Origin of the sequence: Nonomuraea indica (assembly GCF_002850745.1) — a bacterium.
GTDB classification, from domain to species: Bacteria; Actinomycetota; Actinomycetes; order Streptosporangiales; family Streptosporangiaceae; genus Nonomuraea; species Nonomuraea indica.
Genome location: NZ_KZ559476.1, coordinates 1,241 through 25,937 on the forward strand (window position 1 = coordinate 1,241; position 24,697 = coordinate 25,937).

The window sequence follows — 24,697 nt, forward strand, 5'->3', positions numbered from 1 at the left end:
GGGCAGGTGGCGGCCGGGGGCGGTGAGGGACCGGAGCCGGGACTCGGCTATGGTCCGTTCGGCGGTCGCATCCTGGGTGAGCACGCCGGAGACGGTACGGCCCGGCCCGGCCGCCCCGATCGGCCGAGCGGCGTTCTGGGGATGAGCAGCCCGACCCCGTGCTTCCTGTGGACGAAGCCGGGGTCAGCCCGGCAGGCACACGGTCAGTCCCAGCGTTCCCGGGCCCACGTGCACGCCGATGACGGCCCCGACCTCGACCACCCGTAACTCCCCGAGTCGCGGCAGCCGCCCCGAGAGCCGGTCGGCCAGCGCCGCCGCCCGTGACGGCGCCCCGAGATGCTGCACCGCCACCTCCACCGGGCCGTCCGCCCGCTCCGCCGCGCGTACCGCCAGATCCTCCAGGCGGGCGATGGCCCGCGTGGCGGTGCGCACCTTCTCCAGCAGTTCGACGCGCCCGTCGATGACGTGCAGCAGGGGCTTGATGGCCAGCGCCGACCCGACGAGCGAGGCCGCCGTCCCGACGCGCCCGCTCCGCCGGAGGTGCTCCAGGGAGTCGGCGTAGAAGTACGTACGCGTACGGCCGGCGCACCGGGCCGCCTCCCCCGCCACCTCCTCCAGTCCGGCCCCGCGGGCGGCGGCACGCGCGGCGGCCAGCGCCGGGTAGCCGACCCCGAGGGCGATCGACCCGCTGTCGACCACCTCGACCGGCACGGGCGCCTCCTTGGCCGCCAGCGCGGCCGACTCGTACGTGCCCGAGAGCGACGACGACAGGTGGACGGAGACCACCGCCTCGGCCCCCTCGGCGGCGAGGGCCTCGTAGCACGCGGCGAACCGGGACGGGGCCGGCCGCGAGGTGGTGGCCGAGGAGAGGTCACCGCGGAAGGACCCCTCGTCGTACGGCACGCCACGGGAGATCACCTGGACGGGCACCACCGAGACGCCCGGTGTCGGCGGCAGGCAGGCGGTGGAGTCGGTGACGACGGCGACCGGTCGGGGCATGTCCCGAGACTAGCTACTGGACGGGGGTGCCACCCCGCCACACCCGCCGCGGCTTCAGGCCGAACGACCAGGCGAAGGCACCCTCGTGGTCGGCGTCCCACTGCACGATGTCGGCGAGGCGGCCGGGAGCGAGGACGCCGCGGTCGGGGGCACCGAGGACGGTGGCGCCGCCCAGGGTGGCGGCCCGCAGCGCGTCGTTGACACTCATCCCGAACGCCGACACGGCCATCGCGATGACCAGCGACATCGAGGTGATGCCGCAGTAGCCGGGGTTGTGGTCGCTGCCCAGCGCGATCTGCACCCCATGCTTGATCATCTGGCGGACGGGCGGCAGCTTGCCGCGCTGCAGCGCGGTCGCGGGGCAGACGACGGCGGGCACGCCGTAGCGGGACATGATCGCGATGTCCTCGTCAGACATGTTGTGCAGCCCGTCGGCGGAGGCGCAGCCCAGCTCGGCGGCGAGCTGGACGGCGCCGCGCCGGCTGAACAGCCCGGCGTGGATGCGCGGCAGCAGGCCGACGTTGCGGCCCGAGGCGAGCACCCAGCGGGACTCCTCGGTGGTGAAGTGGCCGTCGTCGCAGTAGACGTCGACGCTGTCGGCGCCGGCCGCCGCGGCGTCGGCGCACCAGGCGCCCACGGCCTCGACGTATTCGCGCTGGCGGCCGAAGTATTCGGGCGGTACGACGTGCGCGGCGAGGAACGTGACGTGCACCCGCGGCATCATCGGCTCCTTCTCCAGCTCGCGCAGGAGCCGCACGTCGGCGAGCTCGCCGTCACGGGTGAGGTGGTAGCCGGTCTTGGCCTCGACGGTCGTGGTGCCGTTGAGCAGCCAGCCGCGCAGGCGCTCGCGCACGCCGTTGCACAGGGTCCACGGGTCGGTGCCGCGGGTCACGGTGACGGTGGAACCGACGCCGCCGCCGGCCGCGGTGATGGAGGCGGCGCTGGAGCCGCCGGTGCGGATGGCCAGCTCGGCGTAGCGGTTGCCGGCGTAGACCGGATGCGTGTGGGCGTCGATGAGGCCGGGCGTGACGAGCGCGCCGCCCAGGTTTTCGACGTGGTCGACGTCGACGATGTCGTCGACGACGCCCGGCACGCTCTGCGGCAGGTCGGGAGCCCGGCCGACCCAGGCGATGCGGTCGTTGTGCACGAGGAGGGCCGCGTTGCTGAGGACTTCGTTGCCGGTCCAGAGGCGGCCGATGTTGGTCAGCAGCCGAACGGTCACCGCATCACCACCCCGCAGGAGCGTGGCACCCGGCCCGCAACTCGGGCCGTGCCCGCTGAGTCGGCTCCGGGTCGGGACGACATGGGGGGTCTCCTGCTCTCATCCGCGTAAGACTGTGCGGTGACCGTATCGCTGGACTCATGATCCGCGCGATTTCAGTTCAGTTACGTTATTTCACAGGCTGGCTCGGTGTACAGGGTTATTCGGAAGAAAGCCCACTCTTCCCAACCGCCCCCCGGCTCCAACCTTGCGCTTCGGCCCCCGCTGTCGATCCCGCTCGCAGCAGCCATCTTCTGAAACCCGCGACAATAGAGTATGTAAGGTTCGGCATATCCTAGCAATCCCGCGGTTGCGGGACCACTGTCGGCTTTGGGCAGCTCTGTGGTCCTTGAGGGTCAGAGCCGCCCAGCCATCACGTCAAGACACCCGTTCGACGGGCTTGCCGACCCGCTCCAGCTCGTGGAAGAGGCTGGGCAGCACGCGGGCGTGCAGCACGGTGCCGTCCTCGACGTGGTCCACCGAGAGCACCTCGCCCTCCTTGTGGGCCCGGGAGATCAAATCTCCTCTGTCGTACGGCACGAGCAGCGTGACCTCGTGGTCGAGCCTGGGCAGCCGGCGTTCGATGAGCGCCATGAGCTCGCCGATGCCGGCCCCGGTGCGGGCCGAGACCACGATGCTGTCGCGCTCGGCGCGCGCGATGCGGTCGAGCACGTCCTGGTCGGCCGCGTCGGCCTTGTTGATCACCACGATCTCGGGCACGTCCATCGCGCCCTCGATGTCGGCGAACACCTCGCGGACGGCGGCCAGCTGCCCCTCGGGATCGGGGTGCGAGCCGTCGACCACGTGCAGGATCAGGTCAGCGTCGGCGACCTCCTCCAGCGTGGAGCGGAACGCCTCGACGAGCTGGTGCGGCAGGTGGCGGACGAACCCGACGGTGTCGGCGATCGTGAACAGCCTGCCCTCGGGCGTGCGCGCCTTGCGCACCGTCGGGTCGAGGGTGGCGAACAGCGCGTCCTCGACCAGCACGCCCGCGCCGGTGACGCGGTTGAGCAGCGAGGACTTGCCGGCGTTGGTGTAGCCGGCGATGGCGACGGCCGGGACCTCGCGCTGCGAGCGCCGCTGGCGCATGGTCTCACGCGAGGTGGACATGCCGCTGATCTGGCGACGCAGCTTGGCCATCCGCTCGCGGATGCGGCGGCGGTCCAGCTCGATCTTGGTCTCGCCAGGGCCGCGGCCGCCGATGCCGACGCCGCCGGCGGCGCGACCGCCGACCTGCCGGGACAGGTTGCCGCCCCAGCCGCGCAGGCGCGGCAGGAGGTACTGGAGCTGGGCCAGCTCGACCTGGGCCTTGCCCTCGCGGCTCTTGGCGTGCTGGGCGAAGATGTCGAGGATGAGCGCGGTGCGGTCGATGACCTTCACCTTGACCGTGTCCTCGAGCTGGCGGAGCTGGCCGGGGGTCAGCTCGCCGTCGCAGATCACGGTGTCGGCGCCGGTCGACTCGACCACGTCGCGCAGCTCGAGCGCCTTGCCCGAGCCGATGTAGGTGGCGGGGTCTGGCTTCTGGCGGCGCTGGATCAGGCCCTCCAGGACCTCGGAGCCGGCGGTCTCGGCCAGGAGCTTCAGCTCGAGGAGCGAGTTTTCGGCGTCGACGGCCGTCCCGGAGGTCCAGATGCCCACCAGAACGACCCGCTCGAGCCGCAGCTGCCGGTATTCGACCTCGGAGACGTCCTGGAGCTCGGTGGACAGGCCCGCCACGCGGCGGAGCGCCTGGCGCTCCTCAAGATCCATATCGCCGGTCTCGAACTCGTCGAGCGCGGAGTATTCGTGCATTCGTGTCATCTCTTATAGGGAACGTCCGGACACCGTGGTGTCTTCCCCCGATGGTGGCACGACATCCACGGCATGGGCATCTGGTTATCCCGGCAGCACGTTCACGTCGCCGGAGCCGGACGTGATCGTCATCTTGTGCGGCGCGGCGCCGTCCCGCCTGACCGAGATGGTCTCGTCGCCCGACCCCATGTCGGTGCGCACGGCGTAGGCATCGTCGGGGACGCGCAGCACGATGTCGCCGGAGCCGGCCTGGAGCCGGGCCTCGTCGGGCGCGGCGGCGTACGCCAGGTCGAGGTTGCCCGAGCCGAGCTCGGCGGTCAGCCGCTTGCCCGTCAGCCCGGCGCCGGTCACGTCGCCGGAGCCGAGGACGAGCTTGACGGGCCCGGTCAGCGACCGCAGCGCGACGTCGCCCGAACCGCTGTCGACGTCCACCGTCAAGCCTTTGGGCACCTGGACCTTGTAGTCGACGCTGCAGCTCGACGAGTCGGAGCACGTGTAGCTCAGCCGCAGGGTGCCGCCGCCCTCGACGACGTGCTCGGCCTCGGGCTTGGTCCTTCTCCAGTGGAGCGTCTCGACGACGCGGACGGCGGTCCCGTCGTACTCGGTGATCACGGCGTCGCCCGAGCCGGGCTCGACGCGCAACGCGGCCACCTTGTCGGTGACCTCGTAGGTCGCGGTGTCCTGGTTGGTGGGGCCGACCAGGCTCGACAATCCGCAGCCCGTCAGCAGCGCAGCCGACGCCAGGAGACCGCCCGCGATCACGATTCTGTTCATACGTCGATCTTCCCGGCGGATCATCCGAAACGCATCCGGGATACCCCCGAGGAGCACTTCAGGGTCCCCCTCCTTTGACCGTGGACGACCCCATGAAGTAGCTTCACTTCCATAATCCAGAAGGCATTTTCCACATGACGGAAAAAGGAGCGCGCGACATGGAGATCACCGGCCCGATCCTCGACCGGTTCGACGAGATCCTCACGCCCGAGGCGCTCGGCTTCGTGGCGACGCTCCAGCGGGAGTTCGGCGCCAGACGCCTGGAGCTCCTCGAGCTGCGCCGGGGCAGGCAGGCGGAGCTGTCCGCCGGGGGCCTGCTCGACTTCCTGCCCGAGACCAAGGGGGTCCGCGAGGCCGAGTGGAGCGTCGCCGCACCCGCCCCGGGCCTGGAGGACCGCCGCGTCGAGATCACCGGGCCGGTGGACCGCAAGATGACCATCAACGCGCTCAACTCCGGCGCCAAGGTCTGGCTGGCCGACTTCGAGGACGCCAACTCTCCGCTCTGGGCCAACTGCGTCGCCGGTCACCTCAACCTGCGCGACGCGCTCGACCGGACCATCGACTTCGAGTCGGGCGGCAAGACGTACGCGCTGCGCCCCGACGAGGAGCTGGCCACGATCGTGGTCCGCCCGCGCGGCTGGCACCTCGACGAGAAGCACGCCAAGGTGGACGGCCTGCCCGTCTCCGGCTCCCTGTTCGACTTCGGCCTCTACTTCTTCCACTGCGCGCAGCGGCAGATCGACAAGGGCAAGGGCCCCTACTTCTACCTGCCCAAGCTGGAGTCCCACCTGGAGGCGCGGCTGTGGAACGACGTGTTCGTCCGCGCCCAGGAACTGCTCGGCATCCCGCGCGGGACTATCCGGGCGACCGTCCTCATCGAGACGTATCCGGCCGCGTTCGAGATGGAGGAGATCCTCTACGAGCTGCGCGAGCACTCCGCCGGGCTCAACGCGGGCCGCTGGGACTACCTCTTCAGCGTGATCAAGAAGTTCCGGACCCGGGGCCGGGAGTTCCTGCTGCCGGAGCGCAACACGGTGACGATGACCGCGCCGTTCATGCGCGCCTACACCGAGCTGCTCGTGCGCACCTGCCACAAGCGCGGCGCGCACGCCATCGGCGGGATGGCCGCGTTCATTCCCTCGCGCCGCGACCCCGAGGTCAACGCCGTGGCCCTGGAGAAGGTCCGGGCGGACAAGACCCGCGAGTCCGGCGACGGCTTCGACGGCTCCTGGGTGGCGCACCCCGACCTGGTGCCCGTCTGCCGCGAGGTGTTCGACGGGGTGCTCGGCGACAGGCCCCACCAGATCGACCGCAAGCGCGAGGACGTCAGCGTCTCGGCCGCCGACCTGCTGGCGGTGTCGGAGACACCGGGCGAGATCACCGAGGTGGGGCTGCGCGGCAACGTGGACGTGGCGCTGCGCTACCTGGCCGCCTGGATGGGCGGGCTGGGCGCGGTGGCCATCCACAACCTCATGGAGGACGCGGCGACGGCCGAGATCTCGCGCTCGCAGATCTGGCAGTGGATCCACAACGACATCACGCTCGCCGACACCGGCGCCAAGGTCACCAAGGAGCTCGTCGAGCGGATCATCGGCGAGGAGCTGGCCGCGATCGCCGCCGAGCCGGGCTACGACGAGGAGCTGTACGCTCAGGCCACGGCTCTGTTCAAGGAGGTCGCGCTGGATGACGATTTCGCCGAGTTCCTGACGCTCCCCGCGTACGCGCGCATGCCATAGGAGGAGAGGAGAGGAGCCGGATGACCCCGAGCACGCCCCCCGTGACCGGGCCCGCGATCGGCCCGCTGACGGCCGGCCTGGTCGCGGCGCTGCCCGCCGGCGCGGTGATCACCGACCCGGTACGACTGCGCACCTACGAGTGCGACGGCCTGACCCACCACCGCGCCACCCCGGCCGTGGCCGTGCTGCCCGAGACGGCCGAGCAGGTGGCGAGGGTGGTGCGGCTGTGCAACGAGGCCGGGGTGCCGTTCGTGGCCCGCGGCTCCGGCACCGGGCTGTCCGGCGGCGCGCTGCCGCGCGAGGACGGCGTGCTCATCGTCACCTCCAGGATGCGCCGCATCCTGGAGATCGACCTGCCCGCCCGCCGGGCCGTGGTCGAGCCGGGCGTCACCAACCTCGCCATCACCGAGGCCGTGCGCGAGCAGGGCCGCTACTACGCGCCCGACCCGTCGAGCCAGCAGGTCTGCTCGATCGGCGGCAACGTGGCGGAGAACTCCGGCGGCGCGCACTGCCTCAAGTACGGTTTCACGGTCAATCACGTCGAGGCCTGCGAGATCGTCACCCCCGACGGCGACCTGGTCACGCTCGACCGCATGGACCCCGGCTACGACCTGCTCGGCGCGTTCGTCGGCTCGGAGGGCACGCTCGGCATCGCCACCAAGATCACGGTACGGCTGAGCCGCGTCCCCGAGGCGGTCACCACGGTGCTGGCCGCGTTCGAGAGCATCGAGCAGGGCGGCCGGGCCGTTTCGGCGATCATCGGGGCGGGCATCGTGCCGGCCGCGATCGAGATGATGGACGCCCTGTCGATCGAGGCGGCCGAGGCGGCGGTGGCCTGCCGCTACCCCGCGGGCGCGGGCGCGGTGCTGATCGTCGAGCTCGACGGGCCGGCCGCGGAGGTGGAGCGGCAGTTCGAGCGGCTGCGGGAGATCTGCTCGGAGGCGTTCGAGCTGCGGGTGGCCGCCGACCCGGCCGAGCGGGCCGCGATCTGGAAGGGCCGCAAGTCGGCGTTCGCCGCCGTCGGCCGCATCAGCCCCGCCTACATCGTGCAGGACGGCGTCGTCCCGCGCACCTCGCTGCCCCGGGTGCTGGCGGCCATCGACCGGCTGTCGGCCGAGCACCGCATCAGGGTGGCCAACGTCTTCCACGCCGGCGACGGCAACCTGCACCCGCTCGTCCTGTTCGACGACGCCGAGCCGGGCGCGGGCGAGCGGGCCGAGGTGGTCTCGGGCGCGATCCTCGACCTGTGCGTCGAGCACGGCGGGTCGATCACCGGCGAGCACGGCGTGGGCGTGGACAAGGCCCGCTACATGCCGAAGATGTTCTCCGCCGCCGACCTCGACACGATGCAGCTCGTCCGGTGCGCGTTCGACCCTCGGGGCCTGTCCAACCCGGGCAAGGTGTTCCCCACGCCGCGGCTGTGCGGCGAGGTGCCGGGCGTGCGCAGGGGCGTGCACCCGCTGGTGGAGTCGGGCCGGGCGGAGCAGTTCTGATGCCGCGTGACCTGCTGGAGAAGACCGGCGTGACCGTCAGGGACGCCGGCCGCGAGGACGTCGTGGCCGGGGTGCGCCCGCGCTGGGTGGTGCTGCCCGAGACCGTGGACGAGGTGGCGGCCGTGCTGCGGGTCTGCGCCGGGCAGGACCTCGCCGTCACCCCTGTCGGCGGCGGCACCAAGCTCCACTGGGGCGCCCCGCCCGAGCGCTGCGACGTGCTGCTCGACCTGTGCTGCCTGAACGCGATGATCGAGCACGCGGCGGGTGACCTGGTGGTCCGGACGCAGGCCGGGGTGACGATGGGCGTGCTCGCCGAGGCGCTCGGCCGGCAGGGGCAGGAGCTGGCGCTGGACACGCAGCCGGACGCCACGGTGGGCGGCACGCTGGCCACCGCCGTGTCCGGGCCGCGCGCCTTCCGCCACGGCGCGCCGCGCGACCTGCTCATCGGCGTCACGGTGGTGCTGGCCGACGGCACCGTCGCCCGCTCGGGCGGCAAGGTGGTCAAGAACGTGGCGGGCTACGACCTGGGCAAGCTCTTCACCGGCTCGTACGGCACGCTGGGCGTGATCGCCGAGGCGACGTTCCGCCTGCACCCGCTGCCGGCCGACCGGCGCTGGCTGGTCGCGGAGCTGCCGCCGGCCCAGGTGCGGGCGGCCGCCGAGGCGCTGGCCGTCGCGCAGGCGGAGCCGAGCGCGGTCGAGATCGACTGGCCCGGCACCGGCGGGCCGGTGACGCTGGCCGCGCTGGTCGAGGGCACGGCGGCCGAGCAGCGGGCGCACGCGCTGGCCGCGCTGACCGGAGGCGAGGTGACGGCGCGGCCGCCGCAGTGGTGGGGTGTCCTGCCCGACTCCGAGACGCTGGTGGAGACCCGGTTCGCGCCTCCGGCGCTGGACGGGGTGCTGGACGCGGCCCGCGAGCACGGCCTGCGGCTGCGCGGCTCGGCGGCGTCCGGCCGGCTGCACCTGGCTCCCGCGGGCGAGGTCACCGCCGGACGCGTCGCGGACGCCGTGGCCGGGCTGCGGGAGCGGGCGCACGCCGCGATCGTGCTCGCCACGCCGTACGAAGGCGTCGAGCGGTGGGGCCGCACCGGCGCGCTGCCGCTCATGCGGCGGGTCAAGGCGCGGTTCGACCCGGGGCGCGTGTTGTCCCCCGGCCGGTTCGTGGGAGGGATCTGAGGTGGACCCCGAGCTGATCGACGACTGTGTGCACTGCGGGTTCTGCCTGCCGAGCTGCCCCACGTACGTGCTGTGGGGCGAGGAGATGGACTCGCCGCGCGGCCGGATCCACCTGATGAAGCAGCACGTCGAGGGCACCCCCGTGACGCCCGAGATGGCCGGCCACTTCGACGCCTGTCTCGGCTGCATGGCGTGCGTGACCGCCTGCCCGTCAGGGGTGCGCTACGACCGGCTGATCGAGCAGACCAGGGCGGAGGTGGAGCGGGTCCACGTCCGGGAGCCGCGCGAGAGGGCGGTGCGCGGGCTCGTGTTCTCCCTGTTCCCCTACCCGCGCCGGCTGCGGCTGCTGCGGCCGGGAATGGGGCTGGCCGGCCGGATGCGGCCGTTCCTGGACCGGGTGCATCCCAGCCTCGGCGCGATGGCCGCGCTCGCGCCGCGCCCCGGCCCCCGGCAGCGGCTGCCGCGCCTGGTACGGGCCCGGGGGCCGCGCCGGGCCGTGGTGGGCATGCTCACCGGATGCGTGCAGGGCGCGTTCTTCCCTCAGGTGAACGCGGCCACGGCGCGGGTGCTGGCGCTGGAGGGCTGCGACGTGGTCATCCCGCCCGGCCAGGGCTGCTGCGGGGCGCTCAGCGTGCACTCCGGCCGCGCCGACCAGGCCAGGCGGCTGGCCCGCCGGACCGTCGCCGTCTTCCGCAAGGCCGGAGTGCGGACCGTCGTGGTGAACGCGGCCGGCTGCGGGTCGTCGATGAAGGAGTACGGCGAGCTGCTCGGCGCCGACCCCGGGTTCCGGGTGGCGGACCTGTCGGAGTTCCTGGCCGAGCTGGGCCCGGCCGCCACCCGGCATCCGCTGCCGCTGACCGTGGCCTACCACGACGCCTGCCACCTCGCCCACGCCCAGGGCATCCGGGCGCAGCCTCGCGCCCTGCTGGCCCAGATCCCCGAGCTGGAGCTGCGTGAGGTGCCCGAGTCGGCCATCTGCTGCGGATCGGCGGGCACGTACAACATCTTCCAGCCCGAGGCGGCCCGCGACCTCGGCGACCGGAAGGCCAAGGGGGTCGCCTCGACGGGCGCCGAGCTGCTGGTGTCGGCCAACCCCGGCTGCACGATGCAGATCGCCGCCGCGATGCGGCGCGCCGGCGGCGGCATCAGGGTCGCGCACACGGCCGAGGTGCTCGACGCCTCCCTGCGCGGGGTGCGGCTGTGAGCGTGCAGTCGGTCGAGCGGGCGCTCGACGTCCTGGAGGCGCTGGCCGAGCACGGCGGCGAGGCGGCGCTCTCGGAGATCGCCGCCAGGACCGGCCTGCCGTACGGGACCATCCACCGGCTGCTGCAGACCCTGCTGGCGCGCGGCTACGTGCGCCAGGAGTCCGACCGCCGCTACGCGCTCGGCGCGGGGCTGGTGCGCCTGGGCGGCGTGGCCGAGGGCATGGTCGGCACGTGGGCGCGCCCCTACCTGGCCAAGATGGTGGAGCTGTCCGGCGAGACGGCCAACCTGGCCGTGCTGGAGGGCGACTTCATCGTCTACGTGGCGCAGGTGCCGTCGCCGCGCCGGCTGCGGATGTTCGCCGAGGTGGGCAGGCGGGTCCTGCCGCACAGCACGGCCGTGGGCAAGGTGCTGCTGGCCGGCCGCGCCGCCGGTGAGGCGGTGACGCTGCTCGAACGCACCGGCATGCCGCGGCGCACCCCCAACACGATCACCGAGACCCGGGCCATGCTCGCCGAGCTGGCCCTGGTCAGGGACCGCGGCTACGCCCTGGATCTCGGCGAGGAGGAGCTGGGCGTGCACTGCCTGGCCGTGCCCGTGCACGACGGCGACCGGGTGGTGGCCGCGATGTCGGTGTCGGGTCCCGCCGAGCGGATCGACGCCGTGGACCGCGACGAGCTGGCCGAGGGCATGCGGAAGATCGCCCATGCCTTCGGGACGGAGCTGGGACCGCCGGGCCGGCGCTGAGGGGCGCGGCGCGCGGTTACCGTGGGGGCATGTGCCGAAGCATCAAGACGCTGCGCCCGCCGTACACGGAGGACGTCACCGAGGACGACGTGCGGGCGGCGGCCCTGCAGTATGTCCGCAAGATCTCCGGGTTCCGCGCGCCCGCCGCGCACAACGCCGAAGCGTTCGACCAGGCGGTGGAGGCGATCACCCGCGCGTCGGAGGAGCTGCTCGGCGCGCTGCAGGTGCGCGGAGGCCGCTGACCCCCGCGCTTCGAGGCGTCCGGTCGCCGGCGCGTCCGGTCGCCGGCGCGTCCGGTCGCCGGCGCGTCCGGTCGCCGGCGCGTTCGGTCGCCGGCGGAGCGGTCGTTGACAGGGCGGCCCGCTGGGAGAAGTCTCCGGGGTGACCGGATCTCCACCCGCAGGGGGCCGCCATGATCAGCGGGCTGTACCAGGGGCAGGACGGCGACACGCGGCTGGAGCTGCGCGTCGACGTGGACGGGGCGCGGCCGACCGGCCGGGTGAGCGGCGACCTGTTCTCCGTGGCGGGGGCGACCACCGCGTACGCCGGCTCGTTCGTCGTGCACGCCCCGGCGGTGCTGGCCGAGGGCGGTCGCACCCGCGTCACCGGACGGGGCGCGTTCACCTTCGACGCCGGCGCGGGCGAGGTGAGCATCACGCTCACCGCCGGGTCCGGCACCGCCAAGGTGGCCGGCCGGGCCTACCGGGTGGCGTTCGTCTCGCCGTACTTCCGCCAGGTGCTGCTGGAGCAGGACGCGGTGGCGGGCACCGCGCCGTTCACCGCCTACCACACCGGCGCGCTGCCCGGCCCGGCCGGCTCCGCGCCGCGCGAGCTGGGCGTGGCGAGCGCGTTCGCCGAAGCGGGCGTCGGGCTGACCCTGGCCGAGCCGGGCGTGATCCCGGTCGACGGCGCGGGCGCCGACCTGACCTGGAACGACGCCGAGCTGCACCACGCGATGACGCAGCAGTTCAGCAGGTTCGGCGACGCGGCGGCCTGGCGGGTGTGGCTGCTGGTGGCCACCCGGCACGAGGGCGGCTACCGGGGCATCATGTTCGACCACAACGGCGCCCACCAGCGGCAGGGCGCCGCCGTCTTCCACGACACGATCAAGGGGGACACGCCGCAGGCGCGGCGCGCGCAGTTACGCACGTACGTGCACGAGCTCGGGCACGCCTTCAACCTGCTCCACTCCTGGCAGAAGCACCTGGCCAGGCCGCCGCAGCAGCTCGGCCCCGACGGCGGCTTCGGCGACCTGTCGTGGATGAACTACGCGCACGCCTACCGGCCCGGCGGAGAGGCGGCCTACTGGGCGGCGTTCCCGTTCGCCTTCACCGACGCCGAGCTGGTCCACCTGCGGCACGGCTTCTTCCACGACGTGGCGATGGGCGCCCACCCGTTCGGCACCGGCGCCGCCGAGATGGAGCCGTTCGAGCCGCCGGTGGAGGACCGTTCGGGGCTGCGGCTGGAGGTGCGGGCCAAGGAGTGGTTCGGCTTCGGCGAGCCGGTCGTGGTGGAGCTGAAGCTGTCGGTCACCGGCGGGCCGCGTACCACGCACGGCCACCTGCATCCCGACACGGAGTTCACGCAGATCGCCGTCACCCGGCCGGACGGCCGGACCGTGTCGTACCGGCCCATGCTGCGCCACTGCGCCGACTCCGCCACCGAGGTGCGGCTCGACGCGGCGAACCCGGCCCTCTACCGCAGCGCCTACATCGGGCACGGCCGTGACGGCCACTACTTCCAGCAGCCCGGCGAGTACCACGTGCGCGCCCAGTACGCCGCCGCCGACGGCTCGCGCATCGTGTCGGCCCCGTGCCTGGTCCGGGTCCGCTACCCGGCGGACGCGGACGACCACCGGGTGGGCGAGCTGATGCTGGGCGAGGAGCAGGGCGCGCTGTTCTCCCTGCTCGGCTCCGACTCGCCGCGGTTGCGGGGCGGCAACGAGGCGATGGACGAGCTGATCGACCGGTACGGCGGGCACCCGCTGTCGGTGTACGCCCGGATGGTCAAGGGTCTCAACGCCGAGCGAGGGTTCAAGGCGCTCACAGCGGACCGGCGGCTGGTGGTCAGGCCGCCGGACGCCGCGGAGGGCGTCGAGCAGCTCACGGCGGTGGCCAGGGAGTCGAGCGCCGGCGGGCCGCTCGACAACATCACCCTCAACATGGTGCTGCGCCGCCTGGCCAGGGCCCAGGCCCGCCGGGGCGACCCGGAACGGGCCGAAGCGGTGCTGGACCGGATGGTGGCGGTGTTCGAGGACAGGGGCGTCGGCCCGATCGTGCTCGGACGGATCAGGCGTCAGGCGGAGCAGGCGAAGGCCGCGCTGGCCCGGGAGCTCGCTACTCCCCGCGGGTGACCGGGCGCCCGCCCTGGCAGCGGATCGTGACCTCGACCTCGCCGCCCTCGCCGCCGGGCTCGAACTCGACCGACGCCTCCAGGCCGGGGCCCGCCTCGACGCCGTCCACGGAGTAGCCCTGGGCGGGGCTCCACGAGCGCAGCGTCACCCGGTCGCCCTGGCAGGAGGCGATCACGGTGCCGCCGGCCGTCCGGACCAGCTTGTCCACGCGCGTGACCGAGGGGCTGGAGGTGGCCGGGCCGGGAACGGCGCTGGTCCGGGGCGCCGGGGCCGGGGTGATGGAGGCGAGGGCGGCTCGCACCTCGGCTCCGCTCAGCACATGCCCGGAGGGACCGGTGAGCGTGCCGCCGAGCAGCCCGAGCACCGCCACGGCGGCGCCCGTCGCGGCGACGGCGGTGGCGGCCCAGGCCAGGACGAGTCGCTTCACCGTCCCAGCTTCCCCCATCTCAGCCTAAGCCCCGGTTAAGGCCACGATAAGAACGCCGGCGCATCCGTCGGCACCGTCTACCGTTTCCGGATATGGCTGACATCCTGCTCATCGAGGACGACGTGACGATCCGTACGGCGCTGAGCCGGGGGCTGGGCGAGCTGGGTCACGCGGTGTCCTCCTCCCCCACGGCGTTCGAGGGGCTGCGGCTGGCGGTCGACGACCGTCCCGACCTCATCGTGCTGGACCTCGGGCTGTCCGATCTGGACGGGGTGGAGCTCCTGCGCATGCTGCGCGCGGTGAGCCGGGTGCCGGTGATCGTGGCGACCGCCCGCGACGGGGACTCCGAGATGGTGCCGGTGCTCGACGCGGGCGCCGACGACTACGTGGTCAAGCCGTTCAGCGCGGCGCAGCTCGACGCGCGCATCCGCGCGGTGCTGCGGCGGGCCGGCGAACCGGCGCCCGAGCAGCTCCAGGTGGGCGGGCTGCGCATCGACCCGCGGGCGCGCTCCGCCACGCTCGACGGCGCGGCGCTGGACCTCACGCCGCGCGAGTTCGACGTGCTGCACTACCTCGCCGCCCGGCCGGGTGAGGTCGTGACCAAGCGTGAGCTGCTCACGGAGGTGTGGCGGCTGCCGTACGGCGGGGCCGACAAGACGGTGGACGTGCACCTGTCGTGGCTGCGGCGCAAGCTCGGCGAGACCGCCTCGCAACCCCGCTACCTGCACACCGTGCGCGGGGTGGGCGTGAAGCTGGTCGGGCCGGCATGAGGCGCTGGCTGGCCCTGCTGGTGGCGGCCACCACGTCCGTGGTGCTGATCGCGCTGCTCGTGCCGATGGCGCTGCTGATCAGGGCCGTGGCCGAGAACGACGCGATGAGCCGCGCCACGGCCGCGGCCGAGTCGGTGAGCGTCGCCGTCGGCACCCCGGACCTGGAACTGGCGGTGCAGCGGGTGGCGCGGCCGGTCACGGTATTCCTGCCGGACGGGCGGACGCTCGGTGCCGCCGCCCCCCGGTCGGACGCGCTGCGGCTGGCGGCGACCGGTCGCAGCGTGACCGCCGAGGCGGCCGGAGGGCGGGAGGTGCTGTCGTCGGCCCAGTCACCCGAGGGCACCGTGGTGACCCGGGTGTTCGTCAGCGAGGCCGAGCTGGGCCGCGGCGTGCCCGAGGCGTGGGGGGCGCTGGCGGCGCTCGGGCTGGCCCTGGTGGTGCTCGGCATCCTGCTGGCCGACCGGCTCGCGCTCGCGGTGACCAGGCCCGTGGACGGGCTGGCCCGCGTCTCGCTCCGGCTGGCGGGCGGCGACCTCGCCGCGCGGGCCGAGCCGGGCGGCCCGCCGGAGGTGCGCTCGGTGGCGATGGCCCTGAACCATCTCGCCGGCCGGATCGACGACCTGCTCGCCGCCGAGCGCGAGTCGGTGGCGGACCTGTCGCACCGGCTGCGCACGCCGCTGACCGGGCTGCGGCTGGACGCGGAGTCGCTGCGCGACCTGGAGGAGGCGGCACGCGTGGGCGCACGGGTGGACGCGCTGGAACGGGCCGTGAGCGCCGTCATCACCGACGCCCGCCGTCGCTCGGCGGGCCGGGAGAGCTGCGACGCCGCCGCGGTCGTGCGCGACCGGGTGCGCTTCTGGTCGGTGCTGGCCGAGGACCAGGGCCGGGAGGTCACCGTGTCCGTGCCCGCCGGAGAGCTGCCCGTCGCCGTGGGCGAGGCCGACCTGGCGGCGTGCGTGGACGCGCTGCTGGGCAACGTCTTCGCGCACACGCCCGAGGGGGTGCCGTTCGCCGTGCGGCTGGAGGGGCGGCCGGAGGGCGCCGCGCTGACGGTGCGCGACGAGGGGCCGGGATTCGACGCCGCCCTGCTCAGACGGGGTGACAGCGGGGGCGGTTCGACGGGTCTCGGCCTGGACATCGCCCGCCGCACCGCGGAGGCTTCGGGCGGCTCCCTGGCCGTCTCCACCGCCCCCGAGGGCGGCGCGGTCGTGGAGCTCGTGCTGCGCGCACCGGAGGCGGACGGCTCCACGGTGCGCCCCCCTCGCGCACCCTGACGTCCGGCTCGGCGGCGCTCCCGGGGTCAGTCGACCGTGATGACGAGCTTTCCGGGCGCGTTGCCCGCCGCCAGGTCACCCACCGCGGTGGCGGCCTCCGCCAGGGGGTATGTGCGCCCGACGGCCGGTCGCACGGCCCCGGCCTCGATGAGGTCGCGCAGCGCGTCCAGGTCGGCGGTGCGGGTCAACACGATCAGCGCGTCCAGGCGCTGGCGCGTGAACGGGGTGATCAGCTTGGCGGCCAGCGGCCGGCCGAGCCCGCCGAACCACCGACCGCCGCCCTCGCCGCCGACGATGGCGAGCCGGCCGCGCTCGGTGAGCAGCCCGCGCAGCAGGGCCAGCGGCCGGATGCCCGCGATGTCGATGATCAGATCGTACGTCCCGGTGAGCGGCTCACGCGTGTAGTCGATGACGGCCTGGACGCCCAGCGACCGGACGAGGCCGGCCTTGGCTGTGCTGCACACGCCGGTGACGTGGGCGCCGCCGGCGACGGCGAGTTGCGTCGCGAAGCTGCCCACTCCGCCACCGGCGCCGATGACCAGCACCTTCTCGCCGGCGGTGACCTGGCCGACGGCCCGTAACGCGGTCACCCCTGACACGGGGACGGCCGCCGCTTCGGTGAAGCTCAGGTTGGCGGGCTTGCGGGCGAGCTTGGCCGGGCGGGCGAGCGCGTACTGCGCGAACGCGCCGGTCGCCGCGCCGTACACCTCGTCGCCGGGGCGGAACGCGGTCACGTCGGCGCCGACGGCCTCCACGACACCGGCCACGTCCATGCCCGGCACGCGGTTGCGGGGCCTGCGCAGGCCGAAGCCGAGGCGGCTGATGAGCGGCAGCCCGGTCACGGCGTGCCACACGCCGTAGTCGACGCCCGCTGCGCGCACCCGGATCAGCACATCGCCGGCGCCGGGGGCCGGGATCGGGACCTCGCCGGGGCTCAGCACGTGCGGCGGGCCGTACTCGTCCTGGACGATCGCCTTCATGAGGGGTCTCCTTCGGTGTCGGGGTACTGGAAGACGTCGTCGAGTCCCACCTGGAACACCCGCGCGATGCGGAACGCCATCTCCAGCGAGGGGGAGTAACGACCCTGTTCGATCGCGATGATGGTCTGGCGGGTGACGCCGACCCGGTCGGCCAGCTCGGCCTGGGTCATCTCGTCGTGCGCGAACCGCAGGGCCCGGATCGTGTTGGTGACCCGTGTCGGCTTCACCACGCCTGGAAGCCTCCCTTCCGGTAGGCCATGATCTTGGCGACCGAGCTGAGCCCCGCGGACAGCACGAACGCCAGGTAGACGGCGTTGGCGATCCAGAAGTGGCGCAGTTCGGCGATGGCCATGACCAGCGCGGCGAGCGCCCCGATGACGACGATCGACTGCCCGATGCGCTCACTGACCTGGTTGATCTCACGGTCGCGCTCGTCGGTGCGGTCGGCGCCGTGGCCGCCCATGACAGCCATCGCGATGTTGGCCACGATGGCCGCGACGATGGCGCCGCCGATGGTCCACAGCAGAGCTCCCGCGTAGGCGACGTCGGCGAGCGGGGTGTCGCCGACCCGGCCCAGGACGGTCGCCACGTAGATCGCGTACGCGCCGACGGACACCATGATCATCACCCAGGCGCGCTTCTCCTCGAAGGCCATGCCCGCTCCTCGTGTAAAACAAAGCTGACATCATCCAAGGTAAAGCGCACCGGACATTGTGTCAAAGGTTTTTTACACGCGCGGTTCCTGCCATGCCGATCGGGACCGAAGGGCTCCGGGAAGCGGCGGCGGGTCCACGAAGCCATGGATCCGGCGGGCCGGCCCCAACGCATCGCTAACCATGCCTTAGCGCCGGCTTAGCGGGGATCGCGATGGAGTACGGACATGCAGATCACCAAGAAGTTCATCGTTGCCGGAACCGGAGCCGTCTTCCTCATCGCCGGCGGGAGCGCGGCCGTCGCCGCGACCGTCACCTCCGGCGCGCCGCCGAAGGTCACCGCCGAGCGGGCCCTTGAGATCGCGGGTGGCGCGGTGGCCGGCGGCTGGGTCGAGGACCTGTCGTTCGACCGGCGCGGCGCCGAGCCGGACGTGTGGGAGGTGAACGTGGTGAAGGGCGACGTGGAGCACGAGCTGGACATCGACGCCGCGTCCGGCAAGGTCCTGAGCAACACCATCGACCGCGACGACGACCAGGACGACGACGGCAAGGACGACGGCAAGGACGACGACCGCGACGACGACCGCGACGGCAACGCCCAGTCCGCTCAGAACGGCCAGAACGGCCAGAACGACCGCGACGACCGGGACGACGACGGCAAGGACGACGACTGATCCCTTTCACCGGGCGCGGGGCCGCGACGGCCCCGCGCCCTTTCGGGGTCCCGGGCCCGGTTCGGTGTGAGTGGTCAGCAGGAGTCGAGGACCCGGTCCATGGCGTCCTTCTCGGCCGAGGTGACCCAGAGGTCGTACCTGGCCTTCACGTCGATCTGCCTGGCGACGTACGCGCACCGGTACGCCCGGCGCGGCGGCAGCCAGGTGGCGGCGTCGGAGTCGCTCTTCTGGCCGTTCAGCGGGCCGTCCACGGCGAGCAGGTTGAGCGGGTCGTTGGCGAACTCCTTGCGCTTGGCGGACGTCCACTGCTGCGCGCCCTTCTGCCAGGCGTCCGACAGGGGCACCAGGTGGTCGATCTGGACCTCCGAGCTGGTGTCCTGCCCGCGCCTGAAGGTGATGGTCTTCCCGCTGTACGGGTCGTCGAGGACACCGCTGACCACCACGCAGTCGTGCGTACCCGGCCTGAACTTCTCGTCCCGCAGATCCCGCTTGAGCACGTCGTTGCGGGTGTCGCAGCCGTTGCGGTCGACGTCGGCCCACGCGGGGCCGAACTTGTCGCGGTCGAAGCCGGTGCGCGGGGCGCGCCCCTTGACGGTCAGCTTGGCGAGCTTGTCGCGGGCCTCGCCCACGTCCGCCTTGGACGAGGTGCCCTTGCCGCCGTCCGCCACGCCCGTCCGCGCGTCGAGCCCTCCGCAACCGGTGAGCGCCACCACCGCGGTTAACCCAGCCAGACCCACCCGAAATCGCACGACCGCTCCCAAGCTTCAGATTTCGTAAAGTTTAGGTAGAGCACGTACCCGCGATCGGTCAAATCTCCCCTGGCGCCGTCTAACATCCCTTGGAACAACCGGGATATATCCCGGTTGGGCGGGACCGAAGGCGACGGAACACCCGCTCCGCGCGCCCCTCCGGGCACGCCTTCCGGGCCGAGGAAGCCCTTTACCCAGCGGCACGCCATCCCAGGCGCGCTTGCGTCGACTGCCTAGGCTGGAGGCGATGGACCACGTCTTAGACCTCGACGAAGCACTGCTCGGCATGCTCAGCGACGAGGGCCCGGGTCAACCGGACCTCGCCGACGCGGTCGAGCGCTTCCTGATGCGGGTCGCGATCGAGCTGCCCGCCGGCGGACGCCTCGCCGGCGGCGACGGCCATGCCCGGCCATCCCACCTCTCCGTCCCGCCGCAGGCACATGCCCGCGCACCGGGCGAGCCGCCCCAGCATCGCCGGCACCCCCGCGACGCCGGTCCACCCGCTGACGGCCGGCCGCCGCATGCCCGCGCGCGCCGGGACATCGACCCACCGCGCCCGGAGAGCCACCCGCGCGACACGAGGCCCCGCCATCGCGCCACCGCGCGCCACCATCACGCCACCGCGTCCTGGCACGGCGACGCCACACCATCGCGTGACACCACCCCACCGTCCGACACCACTGCGCCACCGGCGGACGTCGCACCACCGCTGGACGTCGCACCACCGCTGGACGCCACACCACCGCTGGACGTCGCACCACCGCTGGACGCCACACCACCGCTGGACGTCGCACCACCGCTGGACGCCACACCACCGCTGGACGTCGCACCACCGCTGGACGCCACACCACCGCTGGACGTCGCACCACCGCTGGACGCCACACCACCGCTGGACGTCGCACCACCGCTGGACGCCACACCACCGCTGGACGTCGCACCACCGCTGGACGCCACACCACCGCTGGACGTCGCACCACCGCTGGACGCCACACCACCGCTGGACGTCGCACCACCGCTGGACGCCACACCACCGCTGGACGTCGCACCACCGCTGGACGCCACACCACCGCTGGACGTCGCACCACCGCTGGACGCCACACCACCGCTGGACGTCGCACCACCGCTGGACGCCACACCACCGCTGGACGTCGCACCACCGCTGGACGCCACACCACCGCTGGACGTCGCACCACCGCTGGACGCCACACCACCGCTGGACGTCGCACCACCGCTGGACGCCACACCACCGCTGGACGTCGCACCACCGCTGGACGCCACACCACCGCTGGACGTCGCACCACCGCTGGACGCCACACCACCGCTGGACGTCGCACCACCGCTGGACGCCACACCACCGCTGGACGTCGCACCACCGCTGGACGCCACACCACCGCTGGACGTCGCACCACCGCTGGACGCCACACCACCGCTGGACGTCGCACCACCGCTGGACGCCACACCACCGCTGGACGTCGCACCACCGCTGGACGCCACACCACCGCTGGACGTCGCACCACCGCTGGACGCCACACCACCGCTGGACGTCGCACCACCGCTGGACGCCACACCACCGCTGGACGTCGCACCACCGCTGGACGCCACACCACCGCTGGACGTCGCACCACCGCTGGACGCCACACCACCGCTGGACGCCATGCCACCGTCGGACGCCGCGCCGTCGCAGTGCGCACCGGTGCTGCCTGCCGAGGGGAAGCCCGCCGTGATCGCGCCGTCCCTGCCGCCGTCGTCCGGGCGGCCGGCCGGGCAGCTCAGCCCCCGGGAGACCCTCTCCGGCCAGAATCGTGCCCGGCCGGACCACCACGCCCCCTCCGAGGCCTTATTACCCGGCCCTGGCGGCCATCAGGCGATCTGTCGTTTCGCAGCCCGCACACCGCAAGGGGAAGGGCTGCCACGACCCGCTCGCCGCCGCGGCGCCGACCGAGCGGCGCCAAGGGCCGGCCAGGGGCAGAACCCGTCAGAACACGACGACCGCCCCTCCCCGTACGGGAGGGGCGGTCGCGTGAGGACCTCAGGAACGGCCGTAGGCGTCTTCGAGGCGCTCGATGTCGTCCTCGTCGAAGTGCCCGAAGGCGATCTCCAGGATGCGGGTCGCGGGCCCGGAGGAACTGAGACGGTGGGTCTGGCCGCGCCGGATGAGGACCCGGTCGCCCACCTCGGGCTCGATGCGCTCGCCGGCCACCTCGAACACGCAGCCCGGGTCCAGGGCCACCCACAGCTCGTCACGGTGCTCGTGACGCTGGAGGCTGAGGCGCTGCCCGGGGAGGACATTGATGATCTTGACGGTGGACGTCTCGTTGAGCGTGAACCGCTCGAAACCGCCCCACGGCCGCTCGTCACGGATCACATCGGCCAGCCTGTCGATGTCCTGCATCGTCCCCTCCACGTCTGTCCTGCCAGGCCTCTCGTGCCGCGACATGCGGACGCACCCGGACAAGCCACGGTCAAGGCCGCAAGCTATCAGGTGCCCGGCGCCGGATCCCCGACGGGATCGGCACTTCCTCCCCGCGTACGCGACGGGGAGGCCGGGTTCGTACGACCCAGGCCTCCCCTCGCACAGACCTCCTACAGGCCGTACTCCTTGACGATGCGCTCGTGCCGCTCGACCTCCACGTCCACCTCGCGGGCCAGGTCGAGCCAGGCCAGCGGGTGCGACCAGCGCTCGGTGGCGTCGTCGAGCAGGGCGTCGACCTCGACGGCCGAAACGTCGGGCGGCACCGCGACCCAGCCGAACACGCCCGGCAGCTGCTCGCCCGTCGTCGGGTGGGTGACCTTGTAGTTCTCGTCGCTGTAGACCCACATGGGCCAGCCGCGCTCGGCCATCACCTCGGTGAACTCGGCCCAGTCGGACTCGCTCGGCGCGGCGCCGTCGAAGAAGTAGCTGGTGTAGCCGCCGGGCCGCAGGATGCGCACCGCGGCGAACGGCGGCACGAAGCTCTGCTGCTCCTGCGGGTCGTCGGGCACCGGCTCCAGCAGCTGCGGGTCGAACACGACGAGGTCGCCGGCGTTGTAGTCCATGCCGCGCGGCTGCGGCAGGGCCAGCCGGGCGGAGGCGGGGCCGGTGCGAATGGACAGCACCTGGCGCTGGCCGCCGTCGGGCGCGGGCAGGATGACCCGGATGAGGCCCATCTCCTCCTCGATCGGGCCCGTGGCCGACTTGATCGGCATGCCGATCTTGGCGGCGCCCTTGCGCACGGTGTCCCAGTCCTCGGCCGAGGTGGCCATGACGATCATGCGCCAGGTGTCCTCCTCGGTGAGCTCGTCGATGACCTCGGCGAGCACCTGGGCGCCCCTGGCGTTGTCGTCGAGCTGCTGGGCGGCGCCGGAGACCAGGCGGCGGGCGTCGAGCCCGGCCCCGGCCGCCAGGGCGTGCTCGGCCTCGTCGAGGGCCTGCTGCCAGCGCTCGCGGGCGCTGTGCAGGCGGGCCAGCGCGAGGTGCTGCTGGTCGTGCGGCAGCATCGCGGCGAACTGCTCCAGCCGCTCGTCCTGCCGGGCCTCGACCAGCAGGGTGGTGAGGTAGGCCAGGTCGTCGGGGGTGGCGGAGGCCACGTCGCCGGGCTCCACCAGCAGCTTCCAGTAGAGGTCGACGCCGGTCGCCGGGTAGCCGAGGTAGCCGAGCGTCGTGGTGTGGCGGCGCGTGGTCTCGAGGTCCTGGCCCGACAGGGGGGCCAGCCAGCCGGCCCACCGCTCGGGGTCCGCGTTGTGGCCGTCGGCGGCGTCGAAGTAGGCGACGCGCTCCTCGACCGGGCCGGGCGCCTCGGGCTCAGGGGTGGCGTCGGCGGCGGCGCGCAGCGCGGCGATCCGCTCGGCGACGCCGGAGGCGTCGCGCAGCTCGGCGGTGCCGGACTCGGCCAGGTCGGCGAGCAGCCGCGCCTGCCAGACGCCCTGACGGCCGAGGGCGAGGTCACCGGCGACCAGGGCCAGCTCGACCCGGGGGCGGTAGCCGCCCATGGTGGCGAAGTAGTCGATCCACTGGCGCAGCACGCGGCCGAGCTGCCAGGTGTTGGTGATCTGGGAGGAGTCGGCCAGCAGGCGGACGGCCTGCGACCACTCGACCCAGGAGCGGGGGTGCTCGCCGACCACGTCGAGGTCGGGCAGCGCGTCGACGGCCTCGGCGACGCGGCCGAGGGTGGCGAGGATGAGGGCCCGGCGCACGCCGTCGCGGCGGGGCTTGGCCACCGGGTCGTCGGCCTGGAAGTCGGCCGCCGCCTGCAGCGCGCTCAGCGCGTCCTCGGCGCGGCCGGCGGCGAGCAGCGCGCGGGCGCTCTCGGCGCCGAGCTCCCAGCTCGCCTGGCGGCCGGCGCCGGTCAGCGCCTCGACGGCGGACTCGGCGTAGGTGACGGCCTCGCCGGGCTTGCCCGCGTCGACCAGGGCCGCGACGTACTGGGTGACGAGGCCGGTGTAGGCGGGGTCGGCCGGGGTGAGGCCCTCGATGACGGCGCCCAGCGTCTCCAGCCGCTCCGTGGCGTAACCGGGCCCGTCGGTGTTGGCCCAGGCGAGGGCAAGCGTCTCGACGGCGGCCGGGGCGGCCGGGCAGTCGCGCACGTCTTCGCGCTGGGCGAACGCCAGGAGCTGCTCGGCGTCGCCGATGGCGACCGCGCCCTGGGCGCGGTCGCCCACGCGGCCGACCAGGTGCCAGTAGCGGGCGTAGAACTCGAGCCAGGGCAGCTCCAGGGCCTCCGCCTGCTGCGCGATGGCCGGGGCCATCACGTCCAACTGCGGGTAACGGCCCTCGTAGGCCTGCGCGGGAAGGTCTCCCAGCGCCATGGCCAGGCCCACGTTGCCCGCCTCAGAAAGCTGCTGCTGGGTTTCGCCGACCCAGGCCCAGATGTCCACGTCCATGGCACGTCAGTCTGCCAGGTCAATGAGCCTGCCCAAAACGCAGAAGCTCGATGAGCTCGTCCGATTCATGGTCTTCAAGCACGGAAAATACCGGTCCCAGGAGATCATCTGTGGTCTCCTCGACGGCCGCGCGGCGGGCGATCAGCTCAGGGCTGACTGGCGGGTACGGCTCGGGCCACTCGAAGAACCGCGCGACCGTCTCGCCCGAGGCGTCGCCGAACGGCGTACCGGCGTGGTCGGCCGCGAGGACGGCCTCGAGGGGCCGCAGCCCGGCGGCCAGCACCGCGTTGGCGTGCAGGCCGCCCCGCAGCTCGCGCAGGACGTGCATGAGCTGCACGGCCCGCGCGGGCGGGTCGTCGGGCAGGGGCACGGCGCGCCAGCCGGCGAACAGCGGCGCCCCGACGGGAGAGGCCTCGGCGACGACCGTCTCGAGCAGCTCGGCGATCCGGGCGCAGCCGTCGTGGCCGCCGAGCCGGCGCCTGCCCCAGTCGTGGCAGGCGCCGGCGTACTCCTCGACGGCCTGCTCCACGGGCAGCTTGCGCCCGCCGTACCAGCTCTCCGCGACGTGCCCGGGCGGGAAGAAGACGGCGACGGACGTCACCACGTCGGCGTCGCACTCGCCGAGCACGCCGCACCGACCGCGGAAGTACAGCTCGCGGGCGCCGAGGCCGTGCCGCTCACACAGGGCCTTGGCCTCGCGCGAGACCATGAACCCGCCGCCGAGCCGGCCGATCGGCTCCTTGACCAGGCGGGCGGTGGTGCGTGGGTCTGCCATGTC

At 73.2% G+C, this 24,697-nt stretch carries 23 protein-coding genes; 10 read left to right on the top strand and 13 right to left on the bottom strand.

Going from position 1 to position 24,697, the window contains the following annotated elements; translation table 11 throughout:
- Positions 1-183: 183 nt before the first annotated feature.
- The 4 genes from CXR44_RS25630 to CXR44_RS25645 all read right to left on the bottom strand — a co-directional run bounded on the left by CXR44_RS25630 (position 184) and on the right by CXR44_RS25645 (position 4,825).
- Positions 184-999 carry a DegV family protein gene (locus CXR44_RS25630; protein ID WP_101788684.1) on the bottom strand — a complete coding sequence of 272 codons (816 nt, stop codon included), beginning with the start codon at positions 997-999 and terminating at the stop codon, positions 184-186.
- 13 nt (positions 1,000-1,012) lie between these two features.
- Positions 1,013-2,221, bottom strand: a complete 1,209-nt coding sequence (gene hutI, locus CXR44_RS25635; RefSeq protein ID WP_101788685.1) for an imidazolonepropionase — start codon at positions 2,219-2,221, stop codon at positions 1,013-1,015.
- Between the two features lie 417 nt (positions 2,222-2,638).
- Positions 2,639-4,051 (bottom strand): GTPase HflX, encoded by a 1,413-nt coding sequence (gene hflX, locus CXR44_RS25640; RefSeq protein ID WP_101788686.1) that lies wholly within the window; start codon positions 4,049-4,051, stop codon positions 2,639-2,641.
- 84 nt (positions 4,052-4,135) lie between these two features.
- Positions 4,136-4,825, bottom strand: coding sequence for a DUF4097 family beta strand repeat-containing protein (locus CXR44_RS25645; RefSeq protein WP_101788687.1), 690 nt, complete (start codon positions 4,823-4,825; stop codon positions 4,136-4,138).
- A gap of 158 nt (positions 4,826-4,983) precedes the next feature.
- Here CXR44_RS25645 and aceB point away from each other — a divergent pair, with 158 nt between their 5' ends.
- The 7 genes from aceB (at position 4,984) to CXR44_RS25680 (ending at position 13,532) form a co-directional block, all read left to right on the top strand.
- Entirely contained in the window at positions 4,984-6,561 is a 1,578-nt protein-coding gene (gene aceB / locus CXR44_RS25650; protein ID WP_180903703.1) for a malate synthase A, read from the top strand.
- A 20-nt stretch (positions 6,562-6,581) separates the two neighbouring features.
- The gene (locus CXR44_RS25655; RefSeq protein ID WP_245899405.1) at positions 6,582-8,054 is read left to right on the top strand and encodes an FAD-linked oxidase C-terminal domain-containing protein; all 1,473 of its coding nucleotides are present in this window, start codon (positions 6,582-6,584) and stop codon (positions 8,052-8,054) included.
- Positions 8,054-9,229 carry an FAD-binding oxidoreductase gene (locus tag CXR44_RS25660; RefSeq protein WP_101788689.1) on the top strand — a complete coding sequence of 392 codons (1,176 nt, stop codon included), beginning with the start codon at positions 8,054-8,056 and terminating at the stop codon, positions 9,227-9,229. The genes CXR44_RS25655 and CXR44_RS25660 overlap by 1 nt, the downstream gene beginning before the upstream one ends.
- 1 nt (position 9,230) lies before the next feature.
- The gene (locus CXR44_RS25665) at positions 9,231-10,433 is read left to right on the top strand and encodes a (Fe-S)-binding protein (RefSeq protein WP_101788690.1); all 1,203 of its coding nucleotides are present in this window, start codon (positions 9,231-9,233) and stop codon (positions 10,431-10,433) included.
- 2 nt (positions 10,434-10,435) lie between these two features.
- Complete coding sequence (locus CXR44_RS25670; RefSeq protein ID WP_397024394.1) at positions 10,436-11,179, top strand: IclR family transcriptional regulator; 744 nt, start codon at positions 10,436-10,438, stop codon at positions 11,177-11,179.
- A 29-nt stretch (positions 11,180-11,208) separates the two neighbouring features.
- A complete protein-coding gene (locus tag CXR44_RS25675) occupies positions 11,209-11,421 on the top strand; it encodes a DUF2277 domain-containing protein (RefSeq protein ID WP_101788692.1) in 213 nt (70 codons plus the stop codon).
- A gap of 170 nt (positions 11,422-11,591) precedes the next feature.
- Positions 11,592-13,532 carry a hypothetical protein gene (locus CXR44_RS25680; protein ID WP_101788693.1) on the top strand — a complete coding sequence of 647 codons (1,941 nt, stop codon included), beginning with the start codon at positions 11,592-11,594 and terminating at the stop codon, positions 13,530-13,532.
- Here the strand turns inward: CXR44_RS25680 and CXR44_RS25685 are convergent.
- Positions 13,516-13,959, bottom strand: coding sequence for a septum formation initiator (locus tag CXR44_RS25685; protein ID WP_101788694.1), 444 nt, complete (start codon positions 13,957-13,959; stop codon positions 13,516-13,518). The genes CXR44_RS25680 and CXR44_RS25685 overlap by 17 nt on opposite strands.
- 92 nt (positions 13,960-14,051) lie before the next feature.
- Here CXR44_RS25685 and CXR44_RS25690 point away from each other — a divergent pair, with 92 nt between their 5' ends.
- Both CXR44_RS25690 and CXR44_RS25695 read left to right on the top strand, forming a co-directional pair.
- A complete protein-coding gene (locus CXR44_RS25690) occupies positions 14,052-14,729 on the top strand; it encodes a response regulator transcription factor (protein ID WP_101788695.1) in 678 nt (225 codons plus the stop codon).
- Positions 14,726-16,003, top strand: coding sequence for a sensor histidine kinase (locus CXR44_RS25695; RefSeq protein ID WP_101788696.1), 1,278 nt, complete (start codon positions 14,726-14,728; stop codon positions 16,001-16,003). The genes CXR44_RS25690 and CXR44_RS25695 overlap by 4 nt, the downstream gene beginning before the upstream one ends.
- Before the next feature lie 26 nt (positions 16,004-16,029).
- On the opposite strand, the gene CXR44_RS25700 is transcribed toward CXR44_RS25695, so the two are convergent.
- From CXR44_RS25700 to CXR44_RS25710, 3 genes are read right to left on the bottom strand one after another with little or no spacing between them, the layout of a single operon-like run.
- On the bottom strand, positions 16,030-16,983 hold the full coding sequence (locus CXR44_RS25700) for an NAD(P)-dependent alcohol dehydrogenase (RefSeq protein ID WP_101788697.1): 954 nt from the start codon (positions 16,981-16,983) through the stop codon (positions 16,030-16,032).
- Positions 16,980-17,213 carry a helix-turn-helix transcriptional regulator gene (locus tag CXR44_RS25705; protein ID WP_101788698.1) on the bottom strand — a complete coding sequence of 78 codons (234 nt, stop codon included), beginning with the start codon at positions 17,211-17,213 and terminating at the stop codon, positions 16,980-16,982. The genes CXR44_RS25700 and CXR44_RS25705 overlap by 4 nt, the downstream gene beginning before the upstream one ends.
- A complete protein-coding gene (locus CXR44_RS25710; RefSeq protein ID WP_101788699.1) occupies positions 17,207-17,638 on the bottom strand; it encodes a hypothetical protein in 432 nt (143 codons plus the stop codon). The genes CXR44_RS25705 and CXR44_RS25710 overlap by 7 nt, the downstream gene beginning before the upstream one ends.
- Before the next feature lie 225 nt (positions 17,639-17,863).
- Here CXR44_RS25710 and CXR44_RS25715 point away from each other — a divergent pair, with 225 nt between their 5' ends.
- A complete protein-coding gene (locus CXR44_RS25715) occupies positions 17,864-18,310 on the top strand; it encodes a PepSY domain-containing protein (RefSeq protein ID WP_101788700.1) in 447 nt (148 codons plus the stop codon).
- Between the two features lie 74 nt (positions 18,311-18,384).
- Here CXR44_RS25715 and CXR44_RS25720 read toward each other — a convergent pair whose 3' ends face one another.
- The 5 genes from CXR44_RS25720 to CXR44_RS25740 all read right to left on the bottom strand — a co-directional run bounded on the left by CXR44_RS25720 (position 18,385) and on the right by CXR44_RS25740 (position 24,694).
- Positions 18,385-19,059, bottom strand: coding sequence for an HNH endonuclease family protein (locus CXR44_RS25720; RefSeq protein ID WP_245899406.1), 675 nt, complete (start codon positions 19,057-19,059; stop codon positions 18,385-18,387).
- A gap of 259 nt (positions 19,060-19,318) precedes the next feature.
- Positions 19,319-19,651, bottom strand: a complete 333-nt coding sequence (locus CXR44_RS25725; protein WP_144070082.1) for a hypothetical protein — start codon at positions 19,649-19,651, stop codon at positions 19,319-19,321.
- A 1,437-nt stretch (positions 19,652-21,088) separates the two neighbouring features.
- Positions 21,089-21,451: a phosphomannose isomerase type II C-terminal cupin domain gene (locus tag CXR44_RS25730; protein ID WP_101788914.1), complete on the bottom strand. Its 363-nt coding sequence runs from the start codon at positions 21,449-21,451 to the stop codon at positions 21,089-21,091.
- A 191-nt stretch (positions 21,452-21,642) separates the two neighbouring features.
- A complete protein-coding gene (locus CXR44_RS25735; RefSeq protein ID WP_101788703.1) occupies positions 21,643-23,919 on the bottom strand; it encodes a tetratricopeptide repeat protein in 2,277 nt (758 codons plus the stop codon).
- Positions 23,920-23,938: 19 nt separating this feature from the next.
- The gene (locus CXR44_RS25740) at positions 23,939-24,694 is read right to left on the bottom strand and encodes an SCO6745 family protein (protein WP_245899407.1); all 756 of its coding nucleotides are present in this window, start codon (positions 24,692-24,694) and stop codon (positions 23,939-23,941) included.
- Positions 24,695-24,697: the final 3 nt, after the last annotated feature.

Bases quoted from the DNA above. Each gene is read 5' to 3' on its own strand.
- CXR44_RS25630 (WP_101788684.1), bottom strand. From the start codon at position 999: ATGCCCCGACCGGTCGCCGTCGTCACCGACTCCACCGCCTGCCTGCCG.
- hflX (WP_101788686.1), bottom strand. From the start codon at position 4,051: ATGCACGAATACTCCGCGCTCGACGAGTTCGAGACCGGCGATATGGAT.
- CXR44_RS25645 (WP_101788687.1), bottom strand. From the start codon at position 4,825: ATGAACAGAATCGTGATCGCGGGCGGTCTCCTGGCGTCGGCTGCGCTG.
- aceB (WP_180903703.1), top strand. From the start codon at position 4,984: ATGGAGATCACCGGCCCGATCCTCGACCGGTTCGACGAGATCCTCACG.
- CXR44_RS25655 (WP_245899405.1), top strand. From the start codon at position 6,582: ATGACCCCGAGCACGCCCCCCGTGACCGGGCCCGCGATCGGCCCGCTG.
- CXR44_RS25660 (WP_101788689.1), top strand. From the start codon at position 8,054: ATGCCGCGTGACCTGCTGGAGAAGACCGGCGTGACCGTCAGGGACGCC.
- CXR44_RS25675 (WP_101788692.1), top strand. From the start codon at position 11,209: ATGTGCCGAAGCATCAAGACGCTGCGCCCGCCGTACACGGAGGACGTC.
- CXR44_RS25680 (WP_101788693.1), top strand. From the start codon at position 11,592: ATGATCAGCGGGCTGTACCAGGGGCAGGACGGCGACACGCGGCTGGAG.
- CXR44_RS25690 (WP_101788695.1), top strand. From the start codon at position 14,052: ATGGCTGACATCCTGCTCATCGAGGACGACGTGACGATCCGTACGGCG.
- CXR44_RS25695 (WP_101788696.1), top strand. From the start codon at position 14,726: ATGAGGCGCTGGCTGGCCCTGCTGGTGGCGGCCACCACGTCCGTGGTG.
- CXR44_RS25700 (WP_101788697.1), bottom strand. From the start codon at position 16,983: ATGAAGGCGATCGTCCAGGACGAGTACGGCCCGCCGCACGTGCTGAGC.
- CXR44_RS25710 (WP_101788699.1), bottom strand. From the start codon at position 17,638: ATGGCCTTCGAGGAGAAGCGCGCCTGGGTGATGATCATGGTGTCCGTC.
- CXR44_RS25715 (WP_101788700.1), top strand. From the start codon at position 17,864: ATGCAGATCACCAAGAAGTTCATCGTTGCCGGAACCGGAGCCGTCTTC.
- CXR44_RS25725 (WP_144070082.1), bottom strand. From the start codon at position 19,651: ATGGCGGGGCCTCGTGTCGCGCGGGTGGCTCTCCGGGCGCGGTGGGTC.
- CXR44_RS25730 (WP_101788914.1), bottom strand. From the start codon at position 21,451: ATGCAGGACATCGACAGGCTGGCCGATGTGATCCGTGACGAGCGGCCG.
- CXR44_RS25735 (WP_101788703.1), bottom strand. From the start codon at position 23,919: ATGGACGTGGACATCTGGGCCTGGGTCGGCGAAACCCAGCAGCAGCTT.
- CXR44_RS25740 (WP_245899407.1), bottom strand. From the start codon at position 24,694: ATGGCAGACCCACGCACCACCGCCCGCCTGGTCAAGGAGCCGATCGGC.